Annotated in this window: 12 protein-coding genes; 10 read left to right on the top strand and 2 right to left on the bottom strand. The window is 56.6% G+C overall.

Annotated features, from left to right (window positions below; all coding sequences use genetic code 11):
* The first annotated feature begins 15 nt into the window (after positions 1–15).
* From yihT to ompL, 6 genes are all read left to right on the top strand, one after another.
* On the top strand, positions 16–891 hold the full coding sequence (gene yihT, locus BFV65_RS21130) for a sulfofructosephosphate aldolase (RefSeq protein ID WP_058677378.1): 876 nt from the start codon (positions 16–18) through the stop codon (positions 889–891).
* 14 nt (positions 892–905) lie between these two features.
* On the top strand, positions 906–2,147 hold the full coding sequence (gene yihS, locus BFV65_RS21135; RefSeq protein WP_022649846.1) for a sulfoquinovose isomerase: 1,242 nt from the start codon (positions 906–908) through the stop codon (positions 2,145–2,147).
* 16 nt (positions 2,148–2,163) lie between these two features.
* On the top strand, positions 2,164–4,188 hold the full coding sequence (locus BFV65_RS21140; RefSeq protein WP_069597069.1) for an alpha-glucosidase: 2,025 nt from the start codon (positions 2,164–2,166) through the stop codon (positions 4,186–4,188).
* Positions 4,189–4,233: 45 nt separating this feature from the next.
* On the top strand, positions 4,234–5,616 hold the full coding sequence (locus BFV65_RS21145; protein ID WP_069597070.1) for an MFS transporter: 1,383 nt from the start codon (positions 4,234–4,236) through the stop codon (positions 5,614–5,616).
* A gap of 43 nt (positions 5,617–5,659) precedes the next feature.
* Complete coding sequence (locus BFV65_RS21150) at positions 5,660–7,084, top strand: MFS transporter (RefSeq protein WP_022649849.1); 1,425 nt, start codon at positions 5,660–5,662, stop codon at positions 7,082–7,084.
* Positions 7,085–7,158: 74 nt separating this feature from the next.
* A complete protein-coding gene (gene ompL / locus BFV65_RS21155) occupies positions 7,159–7,845 on the top strand; it encodes a porin OmpL (protein ID WP_032626918.1) in 687 nt (228 codons plus the stop codon).
* A 79-nt stretch (positions 7,846–7,924) separates the two neighbouring features.
* Here ompL and typA read toward each other — a convergent pair whose 3' ends face one another.
* On the bottom strand, positions 7,925–9,748 hold the full coding sequence (gene typA, locus BFV65_RS21160) for a ribosome-dependent GTPase TypA (protein ID WP_022649851.1): 1,824 nt from the start codon (positions 9,746–9,748) through the stop codon (positions 7,925–7,927).
* A 377-nt stretch (positions 9,749–10,125) separates the two neighbouring features.
* Here typA and glnA point away from each other — a divergent pair, with 377 nt between their 5' ends.
* From glnA to BFV65_RS23235, 4 genes are all read left to right on the top strand, one after another.
* Entirely contained in the window at positions 10,126–11,535 is a 1,410-nt protein-coding gene (gene glnA, locus BFV65_RS21165; RefSeq protein ID WP_003861925.1) for a glutamate--ammonia ligase, read from the top strand.
* A gap of 167 nt (positions 11,536–11,702) precedes the next feature.
* Positions 11,703–12,752, top strand: a complete 1,050-nt coding sequence (gene glnL, locus BFV65_RS21170) for a nitrogen regulation protein NR(II) (protein WP_058677723.1) — start codon at positions 11,703–11,705, stop codon at positions 12,750–12,752.
* 11 nt (positions 12,753–12,763) lie between these two features.
* Entirely contained in the window at positions 12,764–14,176 is a 1,413-nt protein-coding gene (gene glnG / locus BFV65_RS21175; RefSeq protein WP_038416956.1) for a nitrogen regulation protein NR(I), read from the top strand.
* A gap of 111 nt (positions 14,177–14,287) precedes the next feature.
* Positions 14,288–14,398 (top strand): YshB family small membrane protein, encoded by a 111-nt coding sequence (locus BFV65_RS23235; RefSeq protein WP_017382667.1) that lies wholly within the window; start codon positions 14,288–14,290, stop codon positions 14,396–14,398.
* Between the two features lie 100 nt (positions 14,399–14,498).
* Here the strand turns inward: BFV65_RS23235 and hemN are convergent, their stop codons facing one another.
* Positions 14,499–15,872: an oxygen-independent coproporphyrinogen III oxidase gene (hemN, locus tag BFV65_RS21185; protein ID WP_069597071.1), complete on the bottom strand. Its 1,374-nt coding sequence runs from the start codon at positions 15,870–15,872 to the stop codon at positions 14,499–14,501.
* Positions 15,873–16,044: the final 172 nt, after the last annotated feature.

Here is a 16,044-nt window from a genome sequence, read left to right on the forward strand (position 1 = left end):
CGAAAGGACTGAGGAATGACGATGTACACCCTGAAAGATATCACCCGACCTTCCGGCGGTTTTGCGATGCTGGCCGTGGATCAGCGCGAAGCGATGCGCCTGATGTTTGCGGCGGCAGGCGCGCCGGTACCGGTAACCGACCAGCACCTGACGGATTTTAAAGTCAACGCGGCAAAAATTCTGTCGCCGTACGCCTCTGCCATTCTCGTCGACCAGCAGTTCTGCTATCGCCAGATTGTCGAGCAGCGGGCCGTGGCCAAAAGCTGCGCGATGATTGTGGCAGCCGACGAGTTTATTCCGGGGAACGGTATTCCGGTCGACAGCGTGGTGATCGACAAGAGCATTGACGCGCAGGCGGTCAAACGCGACGGCGGCAAGGCGCTGAAGCTGCTGGTGCTGTGGCGCAGCGATGAAGATCCGCAGCAGCGCCTGGAGATGGTGAAAGCGTTCAATACGCTGTGCCACGATAACGGTCTGTTGAGCATTATCGAGCCGGTTGTGCGTCCACCGCGCCGCGGCGCCGCGTTTGACCGCGAGCAGGCGATTATCGATGCGGCCAAAGAGCTGGGCGACAGCGGTGCCGACCTCTACAAAGTGGAAATGCCGCTGTTTGGTAAGGGCACGCAGCAGGAGCTGCTGGCGGCCTCGCAGAAGCTGCACGAGAACATCGCCATGCCGTGGGTGATCCTCTCCTCCGGCGTGGACGATAAGTTATTCCCGCGCGCGGTGAGCGTGGCGATGCAGGCGGGGGCATCGGGCTTTTTAGCCGGTCGCGCCGTCTGGTCCTCTGTGATTGGCCTGCCGGACACCGAGTTGATGCTGCGTGATATTTCCGTACCAAAACTTCAGCGTCTGGGTGAGATCGTCGACGAAATGATGGCTCGCCGTTAAGAAAGGATCCGAACATGAAATGGTTTAATACCCTGAGCCATAACCGCTGGCTCGAACAAGAGACCGACCGCATTCTTGATTTCGGTAAAAACGCCGCCGTACCGACCGGCTTTGGCTGGCTGGGCAATAACGGGCAGGTGCGTAGCGATATGGGCACCCATCTGTGGATCACCGCCCGCATGCTGCACGTTTACGCGGTGGCGGCGAACATGGGACGTCCTGGTGCGTACGCCCTGGTTGAGCACGGCATTAATGCCCTGAACGGTCCGCTGCGCGACAAACAGCACGGCGGCTGGTACGCCTGCGTAAACGATGAAGGCGTAATTGATGCCTCCAAGCAGGGCTATCAGCATTTCTTCGTCCTGCTGGGCGCGGCGAGCGCCGTCACCACTGGCCATCCGCAGGCACGCAAGTTGCTGGACGACGCCATCGAGGTGATTGAGCGCTACTTCTGGAGCGAACAGGAGCAGATGTGCCTGGAGTCCTGGGATGAAGCCTTCAGCAAAACGGAAGATTACCGCGGCGGTAACGCCAACATGCACGCCGTGGAAGCCTTCCTGATCGTTTATGACGTGACCCACGACCGTAAATGGCTCGACCGCGCCCTGCGCATCGCCTCGGTGATTATTCACGACGTGGCGCGCAAAGGGGAGTACCGCGTTAACGAGCATTTCGACACCAACTGGAACCCGATCCGCGACTACAACATCGATAACCCCGCCCACCGCTTCCGCGCCTACGGCGGCACGCCGGGTCACTGGATTGAGTGGGGTCGCCTGATGCTGCACCTGCGCGCCGCCCTGGAAGCGCGCTTTGAAACCCCGCCGGAATGGCTGCTGGAAGATGCGAAAGGCCTGTTCCACGCCACCATCCGGGACGCCTGGGCACCCGACGGGGCCGATGGATTTGTCTACTCCGTGGGCTGGGACGGCAAGCCAATCGTCCGCGAACGCGTGCGCTGGCCAATCGTCGAAGCGATGGGTACGGCTTACGCGCTCTACACCGTCACCGGTGAGGCGCAGTACGAAGCCTGGTATCAGAAGTGGTGGGATTACTGCATCAAGTACCTGATGGATTACGAAAACGGTTCATGGTGGCAGGAGCTGGACACCAATAACGAAGTGACCACCAAAGTCTGGGACGGCAAGCAGGATATTTACCATCTGCTGCACTGCCTGGTGATCCCCCGCCTGCCGCTGGCGCCGGGCTTAGCGCCTGCCGTAGCCGCCGGATTACTGGATAGCCTGGCCAAATAATAAAGACGGAGTTTTTATGCGTACCCTACACAATATTGACCTGAAAAATAACGAAAGTGGTTTTACCCTGCGCTGGCAGGACCGTCTGATTTTATCCCACTCTGCGGATGCCCCTTGCCTGTGGATCGGCGCAGGTGAGGCGGATATCGAGATGTTTCGCGGCAACTTCAGCATCAAAGACAAGCTCAACGAAAAGATTGCCCTGACGAACGCGACCGTTACGCAGCAAAGCGCGGGCTGGGCAATCCGCTTTACCCGCGGCGACGCGGTGAGCGCGACACTGCTGGTGGGCGTAGATGCTGAAGGCCGTCTGGAGCTGAAGCTGAAAAATGACGCCGCCAGCCATAACCGCATCTGGCTGCGGCTGGCAGCTCAGCCTGACGATCATATTTACGGCTGCGGCGAGCAGTTCTCGTATTTCGATCTGCGCGGCAAGCCGTTTCCGCTGTGGACCAGCGAGCAGGGCGTGGGCCGCAATAAGCAGACCTATGTCACCTGGCAGGCCGACTGCAAAGAGAACGCGGGCGGCGATTACTACTGGACCTTCTTCCCGCAGCCTACCTTCGTGAGCACCCAGAAGTACTACTGCCACGTGGATAACAGCTGTTATATGAACTTCGACTTCAGCGCGCCGGACTTCCACGAGCTGGCGTTCTGGGAAGATAACGCCACGCTGCGCTTCGAATGCGCAGAAACCTACGTCGATCTGCTGGAAAAACTGACCGGCCTGCTGGGGCGTCAGCCTGAACTGCCGGACTGGGTTTACGACGGCGTGACGCTGGGTATTCAGGGTGGCACCGAGGTGTGTCAGCAGAAGCTCGACGCCATGCGCGAGGGCGGCGTGAAGGTGAACGGCATCTGGGCGCAGGACTGGTCCGGCATCCGGATGACCTCCTTCGGCAAACGCGTGATGTGGAACTGGAAGTGGAACAGCGCGCTCTATCCGCAGCTTGATGAGCGGATTGCGCAGTGGAAACAGGAGAGCGTGCAGTTCCTCTCCTATATCAACCCGTACGTCGCCAGCGATAAAGATCTCTGCGAAGAGGCGGCGAAACGCGGCTATCTGACCAAAGATGCCGATGGCGAGGATTACCACGTTGAGTTCGGCGAATTCTACGCGGGCGTTATCGACCTGACCAACCCGGCAGCCTACGGCTGGTACAAAGAGGTCATCAAAAAGAACCTGATCGAACTGGGCTGCGGCGGCTGGATGGCCGATTTCGGGGAATATCTGCCGACCGATACCTTCCTGCACAACGGCGTTAGCGCGGAGATCATGCATAACGCCTGGCCTGCCCTGTGGGCGAAATGTAACTACGAAGCACTGGAGGAGACCGGCAAGCTCGGGGAGATCCTGTTCTTCATGCGCGCGGGCTACACCGGCAGCCAGAAGCACTCGGTGATGATGTGGGCGGGGGATCAGAACGTCGACTGGAGCCTGGACGACGGTCTGGCGTCCGTCGTACCGGCGGCGCTGTCTCTGGCGATGACCGGGCACGGGCTGCACCACAGCGACATTGGCGGCTATACGACGCTGTTCGAGATGAAGCGCAGCAAAGAGCTGCTGCTGCGCTGGTGCGATTTCAGCGCCTTTACGCCGATGATGCGTACCCACGAGGGCAATCGCCCTGGCGACAACTGGCAGTTCGACGGCGACGCCGAAACCATCGCGCACTTCGCGCGCATGACCACCGTGTTCACCACCCTGAAGCCGTATATCAAAGCTGCGGTTGCGCAGAACGCGAAAAGCGGCCTGCCGGTGATGCGTCCGCTGTTTCTGCACTACGAGGACGACGCACGCGCCTACACGCTGAAATACCAGTACCTGTTTGGCCGCGATCTGCTGGTGGCGCCGGTTCATGAAGAGGGACGCCGCGACTGGTCGCTCTATCTGCCGCAGGACAGCTGGGTCAATGCGTGGACGGGGGAAACCTGCCAGGGCGGTGACGTGACCGTTGATGCCCCGCTCGGCAAACCGCCGGTCTTCTATCGCCAGCAAAGCGAATGGGCAGATCTGTTTAGCACCTTACGTCATATCTGATAAGGCTCGCCCGCGGGGAAACCTGCGGGCAGACGGAGAACAATAATGAGTCAACATACTTCTGACCCGGCAACCCTGCGCCTGCCGTTTAAAGAAAAACTCGCCTACGGGATGGGCGATCTCGGCTCTAACATCCTGCTGGATATCGGCACGCTGTATCTGCTGAAGTTCTACACCGACGTGCTGGGACTGCCCGGTACATACGGGGGGATTATCTTCCTGATTGCGAAGTTTTTTACCGCCTTCACCGATATGGGCACCGGGATCATGCTCGACTCCCGGCGCAAGATTGGCCCGAAAGGGAAATTCCGCCCGTTCGTGCTGTATGCAGCCTTCCCTGTGACGCTGCTGGCGATTGCCAACTTCGTCGGCACACCGTTTGAGATGACCGGCAAAACGGTGATGGCAACGGTGCTGTTCATGCTGTACGGCCTGTTCTTCAGCATGATGAACTGCTCTTACGGCGCGATGGTGCCCGCCATTACCAAAAACCCGGACGAGCGAGCCTCGCTGGCGGCCTGGCGTCAGGGCGGCGCCACGCTCGGCCTGCTGCTCTGTACGGTGGGCTTTGTACCGGTGATGAACCTCATTGAGGGCAATGACCAGCTTGGCTACATCTTTGCCGCCACCCTCTTCTCGCTGTTCGGGTTGTTCTTTATGTGGTGGTGCTATAAGGGCGTAACCGAGCGTTACGTTGAGACGCAACCTGCTAACCCGGCGCAGAAACCGGGGCTGTTGCCGTCGTTTCGCGCCATCGCCGGGAACCGTCCGCTGTTTATCCTGTGCATCGCTAACCTGTGCACGCTGGGTGCCTTTAACGTCAAACTCGCCATTCAGGTCTACTACACGCAGTACGTGCTGAACGACCCGATCCTGCTGTCGTACATGGGCTTCTTCAGCATGGGCTGTATTTTTATCGGCGTCTTTATGATGCCTGGCGCGGTGCGGCGCTTTGGTAAGAAAAAGGTCTATATCAGCGGGCTGGCAATTTGGGTGGCAGGCGATCTGCTTAACTACTTCTTCGGCGGCGGCTCGGTGAGCTTTGTGGCGTTCTCCTGTCTGGCGTTCTTCGGTTCCGCGTTCGTGAACAGCCTGAACTGGGCGCTGGTCTCCGATACCGTGGAGTACGGCGAGTGGCGCACCGGCGTACGCTCCGAGGGGACGGTCTATACCGGCTTTACCTTCTTCCGCAAGGTATCGCAGGCGCTGGCGGGCTTCTTCCCGGGGATCATGCTTACGCAGATTGGCTATGTGCCCAACGTGGTGCAATCCGCCGGCACGGTTGAAGGGCTGCGGCAGCTGATATTTATCTACCCGAGCCTGCTGGCGGTCATCACCATCGTGGCGATGGGCTGCTTCTACAACCTCAACGAGAAGATGTATGTGCGCATCGTGGAAGAAATTGAGCTGCGCAAACGTACGGCATAAATGACGTGATTGAGCGCCCTGCGGGGCGCTTTGAGGATCGACCATGACACACAATACTGATCCGTTAACCCTGAAATTGAGCCTGCGAGAGAAGTGCGCCTACGGGATGGGCGATTTTGGCTCGAACCTGATGCTCTGTATTGGCACGCTGTATCTGCTGAAGTTTTACACGGACGAGCTGGGCATGCCCGCGTTCTACGGCGGCATCATTTTTCTGGTCGCCAAGTTCTTTACCGCGTTTACCGACATGCTGACCGGGGTGCTGCTGGACTCCCGGCGTAATATCGGCGCGCGGGGGAAATTCCGGCCATTCATTCTCTACGCCTCCGTCCCGGTGGCGCTGGTGGCCACGGCGCAGTTTATGGCCAACGACTTTAGCCTGACGGTGAAAACGGCCCTCGCCACCGTGCTCTTCATGATGTTTGGCCTCTGCTACAGCCTGATGAACTGCGCCTACGGTGCAATGGTTCCGGCCATCACCAAAAACCCGAACGAGCGCGCGCAGCTTGCGGCGTGGCGTCAGGGCGGCGCAACGGTAGGACTGTTGCTCTGCACCGTCGGCTTTATGCCGATTCAGGCGCTGTTCGTCAGCCAGCCCTCACTCGGCTATCTGGTGGCCGCGCTGGTGTTCGTCACCGGGGGGCTGTTCTGCATGTGGTGGTGCTACAGCGGGGTGAAAGAGCGCTACGTCGAGCTTACGCCCGATCACCATAAGCCCGGCATTCTGAAATCATTCTGCGCAATTTTCCGCAATCCGCCGCTGCTGGTGCTGTGCATCGCCAACCTCTGTACCCTCGCCGCGTTTAACATCAAGCTGGCGATCCAGGTCTATTACACCCAGTACGTGCTGAACGATCTGCATCTCCTGTCGTGGATGGGCTTTTTCAGTATGGGCTGCATTCTGATTGGCGTGTTTCTGGTGCCCGGTGCGGTAAAGCGCTTTGGCAAGAAACCGGTCTATCTGGGCGGGCTGGCGCTGTGGGCGGTGGGCGACGTGCTGAATTTCTTCTGGGGGACCAGCTCCCTGCTGTTTGTGCTCTTTTCCTGCATGGCCTTCTTCGGCACGGCGTTTGTGAACAGCCTGAACTGGGCGCTGGTGCCGGATACGGTTGATTACGGCGAGTGGAAAACCGGGATTCGCGCCGAAGGGTCGGTGTATACCGGCTATACCTTCTCGCGCAAAATCTCCGCGGCGCTCGCCGGTTTTCTGCCCGGCATCATGCTGACCCAGATTGGCTACGTTCCCCATGCCGTGCAGAGCGCGGGCACGCTGCTGGGTTTGCGTCAGCTGATTTTCCTCTGGCCGTGCGGCCTGGCGATCGTTGCTGCCGTGACCATGGGGCTGTTTTATAAACTCAACGAAGCGCGCTTCGCCTTTATTATCGAGGAGATTGGAAAACGGAAAAAACAGACAGCAAATACCCCTGAGATAACCACCAACAATAAAGCGTCAGCAGTCACTTTATAACTATAAATCCGGCCAATATGTCCTTCCTGTTAATCAGGAGGGAGGCCTTTCTGTACCTGATACATGGACAAATTATGAATAGAATCATCACCGTACTGATCGTGTCGTCTGTGTCCTGCCCGGTTTTTGCCGGGGCCTATGTCGAAACGCGCGAAGCGTACAATACGGCCTCTGAGCTGCACGAGGTGATCCTGCGTGCGGGCTATAACTTCGATATGGGCGCGGGGCTGATGTTCACCAACGCTTATAACGTGGGGAAATGGGACGAACTGAAGCACAGCTATAACGAAATCGAGGGTTGGTATCCGCTCTTCAAACCGACCGACAAACTCACCTTCCAGCCCGGCGGCTTGATCAATGACAGCAGCGCAGGATCGGGTGGAGCACTCTATTTAGATACTAACTATAAATTTACGGACTGGTTCAATCTGACGTTCCGCTATCGCTATAACCATAACAATTACGATACGCCGGACTATAACGGGCAGATGGATAAAAACGACACGCACGAATTCGCCAACTACTGGAATTTCAAAGTGACGGATGCGTTTTTCTACACCTTTGAGCCGCACTTTTTCCAGCGGGTGAATGATTACCACAGCAAAAATGGCAAAGATCATCACTGGGAAATTACCAACAAGTTCAGCTATAAGATCGACAGAAACTGGCTGCCGTATCTTGAGCTACAGTGGCTGGACCGATGGAATGATTACAACCGCGAGCAGTACCGGATTCGGTTAGGGTTACGTTATTCCTTCTAATAAAAAAGCCGCTGATCGCTCAGCGGCTTTTCGTTGCCGGGTGGCGCTTGCGCTTTACCCGGCCTACGGCATAACCGAATTACTCTTCTTTCGCACCGCGCATAGCACGTTTACGATCGTTCTCGGTCAGGTGACGTTTACGGATACGAATTGACTGAGGCGTCACTTCTACCAGTTCGTCATCATCGATGAATTCCAGAGCCTGCTCCAGCGTCATCTTGATCGGTGGAACCAGAACCGTTGCTTCGTCAGTACCGGACGCACGCATGTTGGTCAGTTTCTTACCGGTCAGGCAGTTTACCGTCAGGTCGTTAGAACGGCTGTGAATACCGATGATCTGGCCTTCGTAAACTTCAGCACCGTGACCCAGGAACAGCTTACCGCGATCCTGCAGACCGAACAGCGCAAACGCAACCGCTTTACCCTGACCGTTGGAGATCAGTACGCCGTTGTTACGCTGGCCCACTTCGCCCGGACGGATGTCGTCATAGTGGCTGAAGGTGGAGTACAGCAGACCCGTACCGGAAGTCATGGTCATGAACTCAGAACGGAAGCCGATCAGGCCACGGCTTGGGATCACGTAGTCGAGACGTACGCGGCCTTTGCCATCTGGATTCATGTTTTTCAGGTCGCCTTTACGCTCACCCAGTGCCTGCATGACAGAACCCTGGTGCTGCTCTTCAACGTCCAGCGTTACGTTTTCGAATGGCTCTTGTTTACGGCCATCGATTTCGCGGAAGATAACTTTCGGACGGGATACCGCCATCTCGAAACCTTCACGACGCATGTTCTCAATCAGAACAGACAGGTGCAGCTCACCACGACCGGAAACGCGGAATGCATCAGCGTCTTCGGTTTCTTCAACGCGCAGCGCAACGTTATGCACCAGCTCTTTGTTCAGGCGGTCAAGGATCTGACGAGAGGTAACGAACTTACCTTCTTTACCACAGAACGGAGAGGTGTTGACGTTGAAGAACATGGATACGGTTGGTTCATCAACGGACAGGGCTGGCAGCGCTTCGACGTTCTGCGGATCGCAGATGGTATCGGAGATGTTCAGTTCACCCAGACCGGTAATAGCGATGATGTCGCCCGCTTCAGCGATGTCGCTCTCGATACGCTCAAGACCCAGGTGAGTCAGAACTTTACCGACTTTACCGTTACGGGTTTTGCCTTCGCTATCGATGATAGTGACCTGCTGGTTAGGCTTCACTTTACCGCGCTTGATACGACCAATGCCGATTACGCCAACATAGTTGTTGTAGTCGAGCTGGGAGATCTGCATTTGCAGGGTGCCTTCCAGGTCAACGTTTGGCGCAGGAACGCGGTCAACAATCGTCTGGTACAGCGGAGTCATGTCTTCCGCCATGTCTTCGTGATCCAGACCGGCGATACCGTTCAGCGCAGACGCATAAACGATAGGGAAGTCCAGCTGTTCGTCGGTCGCGTCGAGGTTAACGAACAGGTCGAAGACCTGGTCAACAACCCAGTCAGGACGCGCGCCAGGACGGTCAACCTTGTTGATCACAACGATAGGTTTCAGGCCGTGGGCAAATGCTTTTTTGGTCACGAAGCGCGTTTGCGGCATAGGGCCATCAAATGCGTCAACCACCAGCAGCACGGAATCCACCATGGACATCACGCGCTCAACTTCACCACCGAAGTCGGCGTGCCCTGGGGTATCAACGATGTTGATACGGTAGTCATTCCATTTGATAGCGGTGTTTTTGGCGAGGATGGTAATCCCACGCTCTTTCTCCAAATCGTTGGAGTCCATCACACGCTCTTGAGTTTCGGCACGAGCATCAAACGTACCGGACTGCTGTAGCAGCTTATCAACCAGGGTAGTTTTACCATGGTCGACGTGCGCGATGATGGCGATATTACGCAATTTTTCGATCACAACTTTGCCTCAGGCATTTAGAAATAGCGCGTTATTGTACACGGATTAATCGCACTACAAAACAGGATCACAAACATCCCCCGCAAACAAGTATTGCAGAGATGCTTTGTGATCGCTTTCACGGAGCGGTAAAAGGGCACTTTAACGTAAATTGCACCAATATGGTGCTCAATGTTCACACTGAAGCACTATAATGGTGCAACGAATCCAATGTGGTGCAGCCCTTCTGCACTATGGTGCGCATGATAACGCCTTTTTGGGGTGTTTTAAAAGTTGGCACAGATTTCGCTTTACAGAAATACAGTAAAAATATGGCAGCCCAGCCGATTTGAAGACCTCGTTACCACGACGACAATGACCAATCTGGAGAGTTAAGTATGTCCGCTGAACACGTTTTGACGATGCTGAACGAACATGAAGTGAAGTTTGTTGATCTGCGCTTCACCGATACCAAAGGTAAAGAACAGCACGTCACGATCCCTGCTCATCAGGTGAACGCCGAATTCTTTGAAGAAGGCAAAATGTTTGACGGCTCCTCCATTGGCGGCTGGAAAGGCATTAACGAATCCGACATGGTTCTGATGCCAGATGCAACCACTGCGCTCATTGACCCGTTCTACGAAGAACCTACGCTGATCATCCGCTGCGATATCCTGGAACCTGGCACGCTGCAAGGCTATGACCGTGACCCACGCTCCATCGCAAAACGCGCTGAAGAGTACCTGCGTTCTACCGGTATCGCAGACACCGTTCTGTTCGGGCCAGAGCCAGAGTTCTTCCTGTTCGATGACATCCGTTTTGGTGCTTCCATTTCTGGTTCCCACGTCGCTATCGATGACATCGAAGGCGCATGGAACTCTTCCACCAAATACGAAGGTGGTAACAAAGGTCACCGTCCGGGAGTGAAAGGCGGTTACTTCCCGGTTCCTCCGGTCGATTCTTCACAGGACATCCGTTCTACCATGTGTCTGATCATGGAAGAGATGGGCCTGGTTGTTGAAGCGCACCACCACGAAGTGGCAACGGCTGGCCAGAACGAGATCGCTACCCGCTTCAACACCATGACCAAAAAAGCGGATGAGATTCAGATCTACAAATACGTTGTACACAACGTTGCGCACCGTTTCGGTAAAACCGCGACCTTCATGCCAAAACCCATGTTTGGCGACAACGGTTCCGGCATGCACTGCCACATGTCCCTGTCCAAGAACGGCACCAACCTGTTCTCTGGCGACAAGTACGCGGGTCTGTCCGAGCAGGCGCTGCACTACATCGGTGGTGTTATCAAACACGCTAAAGCGATCAACGCCCTGGCGAACCCAACCACTAACTCCTACAAGCGTCTGGTCCCTGGCTACGAAGCACCAGTAATGCTGGCGTACTCTGCCCGTAACCGTTCTGCTTCTATCCGTATCCCGGTGGTTGCGTCTCCGAAAGCGCGTCGTATCGAAGTGCGCTTCCCGGACCCGGCGGCTAACCCATACCTGTGCTTCGCAGCACTGCTGATGGCCGGTCTGGACGGTATCAAGAACAAGATCCACCCGGGCGAAGCCATGGACAAAAACCTGTACGACCTGCCGCCAGAAGAAGCGAAAGAGATCCCACAGGTTGCCGGCTCTCTGGAAGAAGCCCTCCAGGCGCTGGACGCAGACCGCGAGTTCCTGACCGCTGGCGGCGTGTTCACCGATGAAGCTATCGACGCTTACATCGCGCTGCGTACCGAAGAAAACGACCGCGTTCGCATGACGCCGCACCCGGTTGAGTTCGAACTGTACTACAGCGTTTAATTGATTTGTTTTACCCGGCGCATACGCGTCGGGAGTCGTTGCCGTGGAAACTTTAGCCCATCTTCGGATGGGCTTTTTTCTCCACCAACAACCTGATCTCACGCGCTTTTTACCTCTAAAACGCTATACTGCACTAAAATAGTGCAACGACTCCAGGAGACTGCTGAATGGCAACTGGCACGCTGCCCGATGCTGGGCAGATCCTCAATTCTTTAATTAACAGTATTTTGCTGGTCGACGACGAGCTGGCGGTGCATTACGCCAACCCGGCGGCGCAGCAGCTGCTCGCCCAAAGCGCCCGTAAACTATTTGGCACGCCGCTGCCAGAACTGCTGAGCTATTTCTCGCTGAATATTGGCCTGATGCAGGAGAGTTTACAGGCGGGTCAGGGCTTCACCGATAACGAAGTGACGCTGGTGATTGACGGACGCTCGCATATTTTGTCCCTCACCGCACAGCGTCTGCCAGATGGCATGATTCTGCTGGAAATGGCGCCGATGGATAACCAGCGTCGTCTCAGCCAGGAGCAGCTTCAGCATGCGCAGCAGATTGCGGCGCGCGACCTGGTGCGCGGGCTGGCCCATGAGATCAAAAACCCGCTGGGCGGCTTACGCGGCGCGGCACAGCTTCTGACCAAAGCGCTGCCTGACCCTGCCCTGGCGGAGTATACCAACGTCATTATTGAGCAGGCGGACCGTCTGCGTAATCTGGTCGATCGCCTGCTCGGGCCGCAGCAGCCAGGGATGCACGTTTCAGAAAGCATTCACAAGGTCGCGGAGCGGGTGGTGAAACTCGTCTCGATGGAGCTGCCGGATAACGTCACGCTGGTGCGTGACTATGACCCAAGCCTGCCGGAGCTGGCGCACGATCCGGACCAGATTGAACAGGTGCTGTTGAACATTGTGCGTAACGCGTTGCAGGCGCTGGGCCCGGAGGGTGGCGAAATTATTCTGCGTACCCGCACCGCTTTCCAGCTGACGCTGCACGGCGTACGTTATCGTCTGGCAGCACGTGTTGATGTGGAAGATAACGGACCGGGGATCCCGCCGCATCTCCAGGACACCCTGTTCTACCCGATGGTCAGCGGTCGCGAAGGCGGCACCGGGCTGGGGTTATCCATAGCCCGAAATTTGATTGACCAACACTCCGGCAAAATTGAATTTACCAGTTGGCCGGGACATACCGAGTTTTCGGTTTTCCTGCCGATTAAAAAATAAAGGTGACGTTTATGCAACGAGGGATAGTCTGGGTAGTCGATGACGATAGCTCCATCCGTTGGGTGCTTGAACGCGCGCTCACAGGAGCGGGATTAAGCTGCACGACGTTTGAGAGTGGCAGCGAGGTGCTCGACGCACTCACCACCAAAACGCCGGACGTTCTGCTCTCGGATATTCGCATGCCGGGAATGGACGGACTGGCGCTCTTAAAGCAGATCAAACAGCGCCACCCTATGCTTCCGGTCATCATAATGACCGCCCACTCCGACCTGGATGCTGCCGTCAGCGCGTACCAGCAGGGCGCGTTTGATTACCTGCCAAAACCGTTTGATATCGACGAAGCCGTTGCGCTGGTTGAGCGCGCTATCAGCCACTATCAGGAGCAACAGCAGCCCCGCAATGCCCCCGACTTTGGACCAACGACGGACATCATCGGTGAAGCGCCAGCCATGCAGGACGTGTTTCGCATCATCGGGCGTCTGTCGCGTTCGTCTATCAGCGTCTTGATTAACGGTGAATCAGGGACCGGTAAAGAGTTGGTCGCACACGCCCTGCATCGCCACAGCCCGCGGGCGAAAGCCCCCTTTATCGCCCTGAACATGGCAGCGATCCCTAAGGATTTAATTGAATCTGAGCTGTTCGGCCACGAAAAAGGGGCATTTACCGGAGCCAATACCATTCGTCAGGGACGCTTTGAACAGGCTGACGGCGGCACGCTTTTCCTGGATGAAATCGGCGATATGCCGCTGGATGTACAGACCCGACTGTTGCGCGTGCTGGCAGATGGACAGTTTTACCGCGTGGGCGGGTATGCGCCGGTGAAGGTGGACGTACGCATTATCGCCGCGACGCACCAGAACCTGGAGCTGCGCGTACAAGAGGGGAAATTCCGTGAGGATTTATTCCATCGTCTGAACGTGATCCGCGTCCACCTGCCGCCGCTGCGCGAGCGTCGGGAAGATATCCCGCGTCTGGCGCGCCATTTCCTGCAGGTGGCGGCCCGCGAGCTGGGCGTGGAAGCCAAACAGCTTCATCCGGAAACGGATGCCGCCCTCACCCGTCTGGCGTGGCCGGGCAACGTGCGTCAGCTGGAAAACACCTGTCGCTGGCTGACGGTGATGGCCGCCGGCCAGGAAGTGCTGATTCAGGATTTACCGGCAGAACTGTTTGAAGCCACCGTGCCCGAGAGCACCTCAGGACATACGTTGCCGGACAGCTGGGCAACGCTGCTGGCGCAGTGGGCAGATCGCGCGCTGCGTTCCGGTCATCAAAACTTGCTCTCTGAAGCACAGCCTGAAATGGAGCGCACGCTGTTGACCACCGCGCTTCGTCATACCCAGGGCCACAAACAGGAAGCGGCTCGCCTGTTGGGATGGGGTCGAAACACCCTCACGCGCAAGCTGAAAGAGCTGGGAATGGAGTGATCTTACTCCGCTGTGTAAAGGTTACTAATTGAGCGCAAAGTGCCGTTATTTTGCGCTTTACTGTTCCGATGAGTTTTGTATGATCGTGCCCAGAAACTGGAGGGGTGCATCATGCTGGAATCATTAGTGACCTTGCTTTCGAGCGGTGCAGCAGAAAGCCACACGCCACAAACTGCCGTTGCGGCGGTATTGTGTGCGGCACTGGTTGGGCTGTTTAGCTAACGAGCTGTCGATGAAAAGCCGGGTGGCGGCTTCGCCTTACCCGGCCTACATAAGTGCGAGTTGTAGGCCGGGTAAGCGAAGCGCCTCCCGGCATTGCAACTTAAATCACGCGCGAGAACTGCTGTAAACGCGCTTTCTGGCGCAGATAGGCATCGAAGCACATGCAGATATTACGAATCAACAGACGCCCCTTCGGCGTGACGACCACCGCGCTCTCCGACACATCCACCAGCCCGTCCTTCGCCAGCGGCGCCAGAAGCTTCAGGTCTTCGGCAAAGTAATCGCTGAATTGCAGATCCCATTGCGACTCCACCTCGCGGAATTCGAGACGAAAGTTGCAGATAAGCGCCTTAATCACATCACGACGGATGCAGTCGTCGCGCGTTAACGCAATGCCGCGCCACAGCGCGTTGCCCGTTTCATCAACCTGCTGGTAATACAGCTTCAGCTCTTTTTGGTTCTGGGCGTAGCAGTCGCCAATCATGCTGATAGCGGAGACACCCATTCCGAGCAGATCGGTATCTCCCTGGGTGGTGTATCCCTGGAAGTTACGGTGGAGAACACCTTCGCGCTGGGCAATCGCCAGTTCGTCGTCAGGGCGGGCAAAGTGATCCATCCCGATAAACTGATAGCCGGTTTCGGTCAGCGAGGCGATGGTCTCCTGCAAAATGTCCAGCTTCTGCTGGGCGGAAGGCAGATCCGCATCTTTGATTTTGCGCTGCGCGGCGAACAGCGTCGGCAGGTGCGCATAGTTAAAGACGCTCAGACGGTCCGGGTTGAGCTCAGCCACGCGTTTAAGCGTGTAGGCGAAGCTCTCCGGCGTCTGCTTCGGCAGGCCGTAAATCAGGTCTATATTCGTTGAGGTAAAGCCGATTTCACGCGCATGGTTGAGTAAGGCAAAGATAAACGCTTCATCCTGCTCGCGGTTGACCAGGCGCTGTACTTCTTTGTTGAAGTCCTGTACGCCCATACTCAGGCGGTTGAAGCCTTCGGCGCGTAAATGATCCAGCACATCCAGCTCGATTTCACGCGGATCGACCTCGATCGAAATTTCAGCGTCGTCGTTAAAACTGAAACTGCCGCGCAGAAGCGCCATCAGGCGGCTGATCTGCGCTTTGTTCAGATAAGTTGGCGTACCGCCGCCCCAGTGAAGCTGGCTGACGTGACGGCCTTTAAACAGCGGTGCGCGGTGCAGAATTTCCTGTTCAAGCGCATCGAGGTATTGATCGGCTTTGTGCTGCTGGCGGGTAACGATTTTATTGCAGCCGCAGAAGTAGCAGAGCTTGTGGCAGAACGGAATATGGACGTAGAGCGACAGCGGGCGCTCGGGATAGCGCGCCACAGCATGCTGAAAATCCGCCTCGCCGAAAGCGTCAGAAAACTCCAGCGCGGTGGGGTATGAGGTATAACGCGGCCCGGAATAGTTATATTTCTGGATCAGGGCCAAATCCCAGTCGATAGATGGTACAGACATGCTCACTCCTTCCGTTGGTGTCGCGTTCGTATACGGCGGCCCGTTCTGGTCCCGTTGCGGGCCATCATTCGGGTGCGCAGCCACTTCTGTCGCCGCGACAACCGCCGTAGTTTAACGAATAACCACACCAGATAACATATAACCGGAAGGGTTATAAGCAGGACGAGTGTAC

The organism is Enterobacter hormaechei subsp. hoffmannii (assembly GCF_001729745.1).
GTDB lineage: Bacteria > Pseudomonadota > Gammaproteobacteria > Enterobacterales > Enterobacteriaceae > Enterobacter > Enterobacter intestinihominis.

What these genes read in the sequence shown, in the direction of transcription:
- glnA (WP_003861925.1), top strand. Translation starts at nt 10,126, where the DNA reads ATGTCCGCTGAACACGTTTTGACGATGCTGAACGAACATGAAGTGAAG.
- yihS (WP_022649846.1), top strand. Translation starts at nt 906, where the DNA reads ATGAAATGGTTTAATACCCTGAGCCATAACCGCTGGCTCGAACAAGAG.
- yihT (WP_058677378.1), top strand. Translation starts at nt 16, where the DNA reads ATGACGATGTACACCCTGAAAGATATCACCCGACCTTCCGGCGGTTTT.
- glnG (WP_038416956.1), top strand. Translation starts at nt 12,764, where the DNA reads ATGCAACGAGGGATAGTCTGGGTAGTCGATGACGATAGCTCCATCCGT.
- BFV65_RS21150 (WP_022649849.1), top strand. Translation starts at nt 5,660, where the DNA reads ATGACACACAATACTGATCCGTTAACCCTGAAATTGAGCCTGCGAGAG.
- ompL (WP_032626918.1), top strand. Translation starts at nt 7,159, where the DNA reads ATGAATAGAATCATCACCGTACTGATCGTGTCGTCTGTGTCCTGCCCG.
- BFV65_RS23235 (WP_017382667.1), top strand. Translation starts at nt 14,288, where the DNA reads ATGCTGGAATCATTAGTGACCTTGCTTTCGAGCGGTGCAGCAGAAAGC.
- hemN (WP_069597071.1), bottom strand. Translation starts at nt 15,872, where the DNA reads ATGTCTGTACCATCTATCGACTGGGATTTGGCCCTGATCCAGAAATAT.
- glnL (WP_058677723.1), top strand. Translation starts at nt 11,703, where the DNA reads ATGGCAACTGGCACGCTGCCCGATGCTGGGCAGATCCTCAATTCTTTA.
- BFV65_RS21145 (WP_069597070.1), top strand. Translation starts at nt 4,234, where the DNA reads ATGAGTCAACATACTTCTGACCCGGCAACCCTGCGCCTGCCGTTTAAA.
- BFV65_RS21140 (WP_069597069.1), top strand. Translation starts at nt 2,164, where the DNA reads ATGCGTACCCTACACAATATTGACCTGAAAAATAACGAAAGTGGTTTT.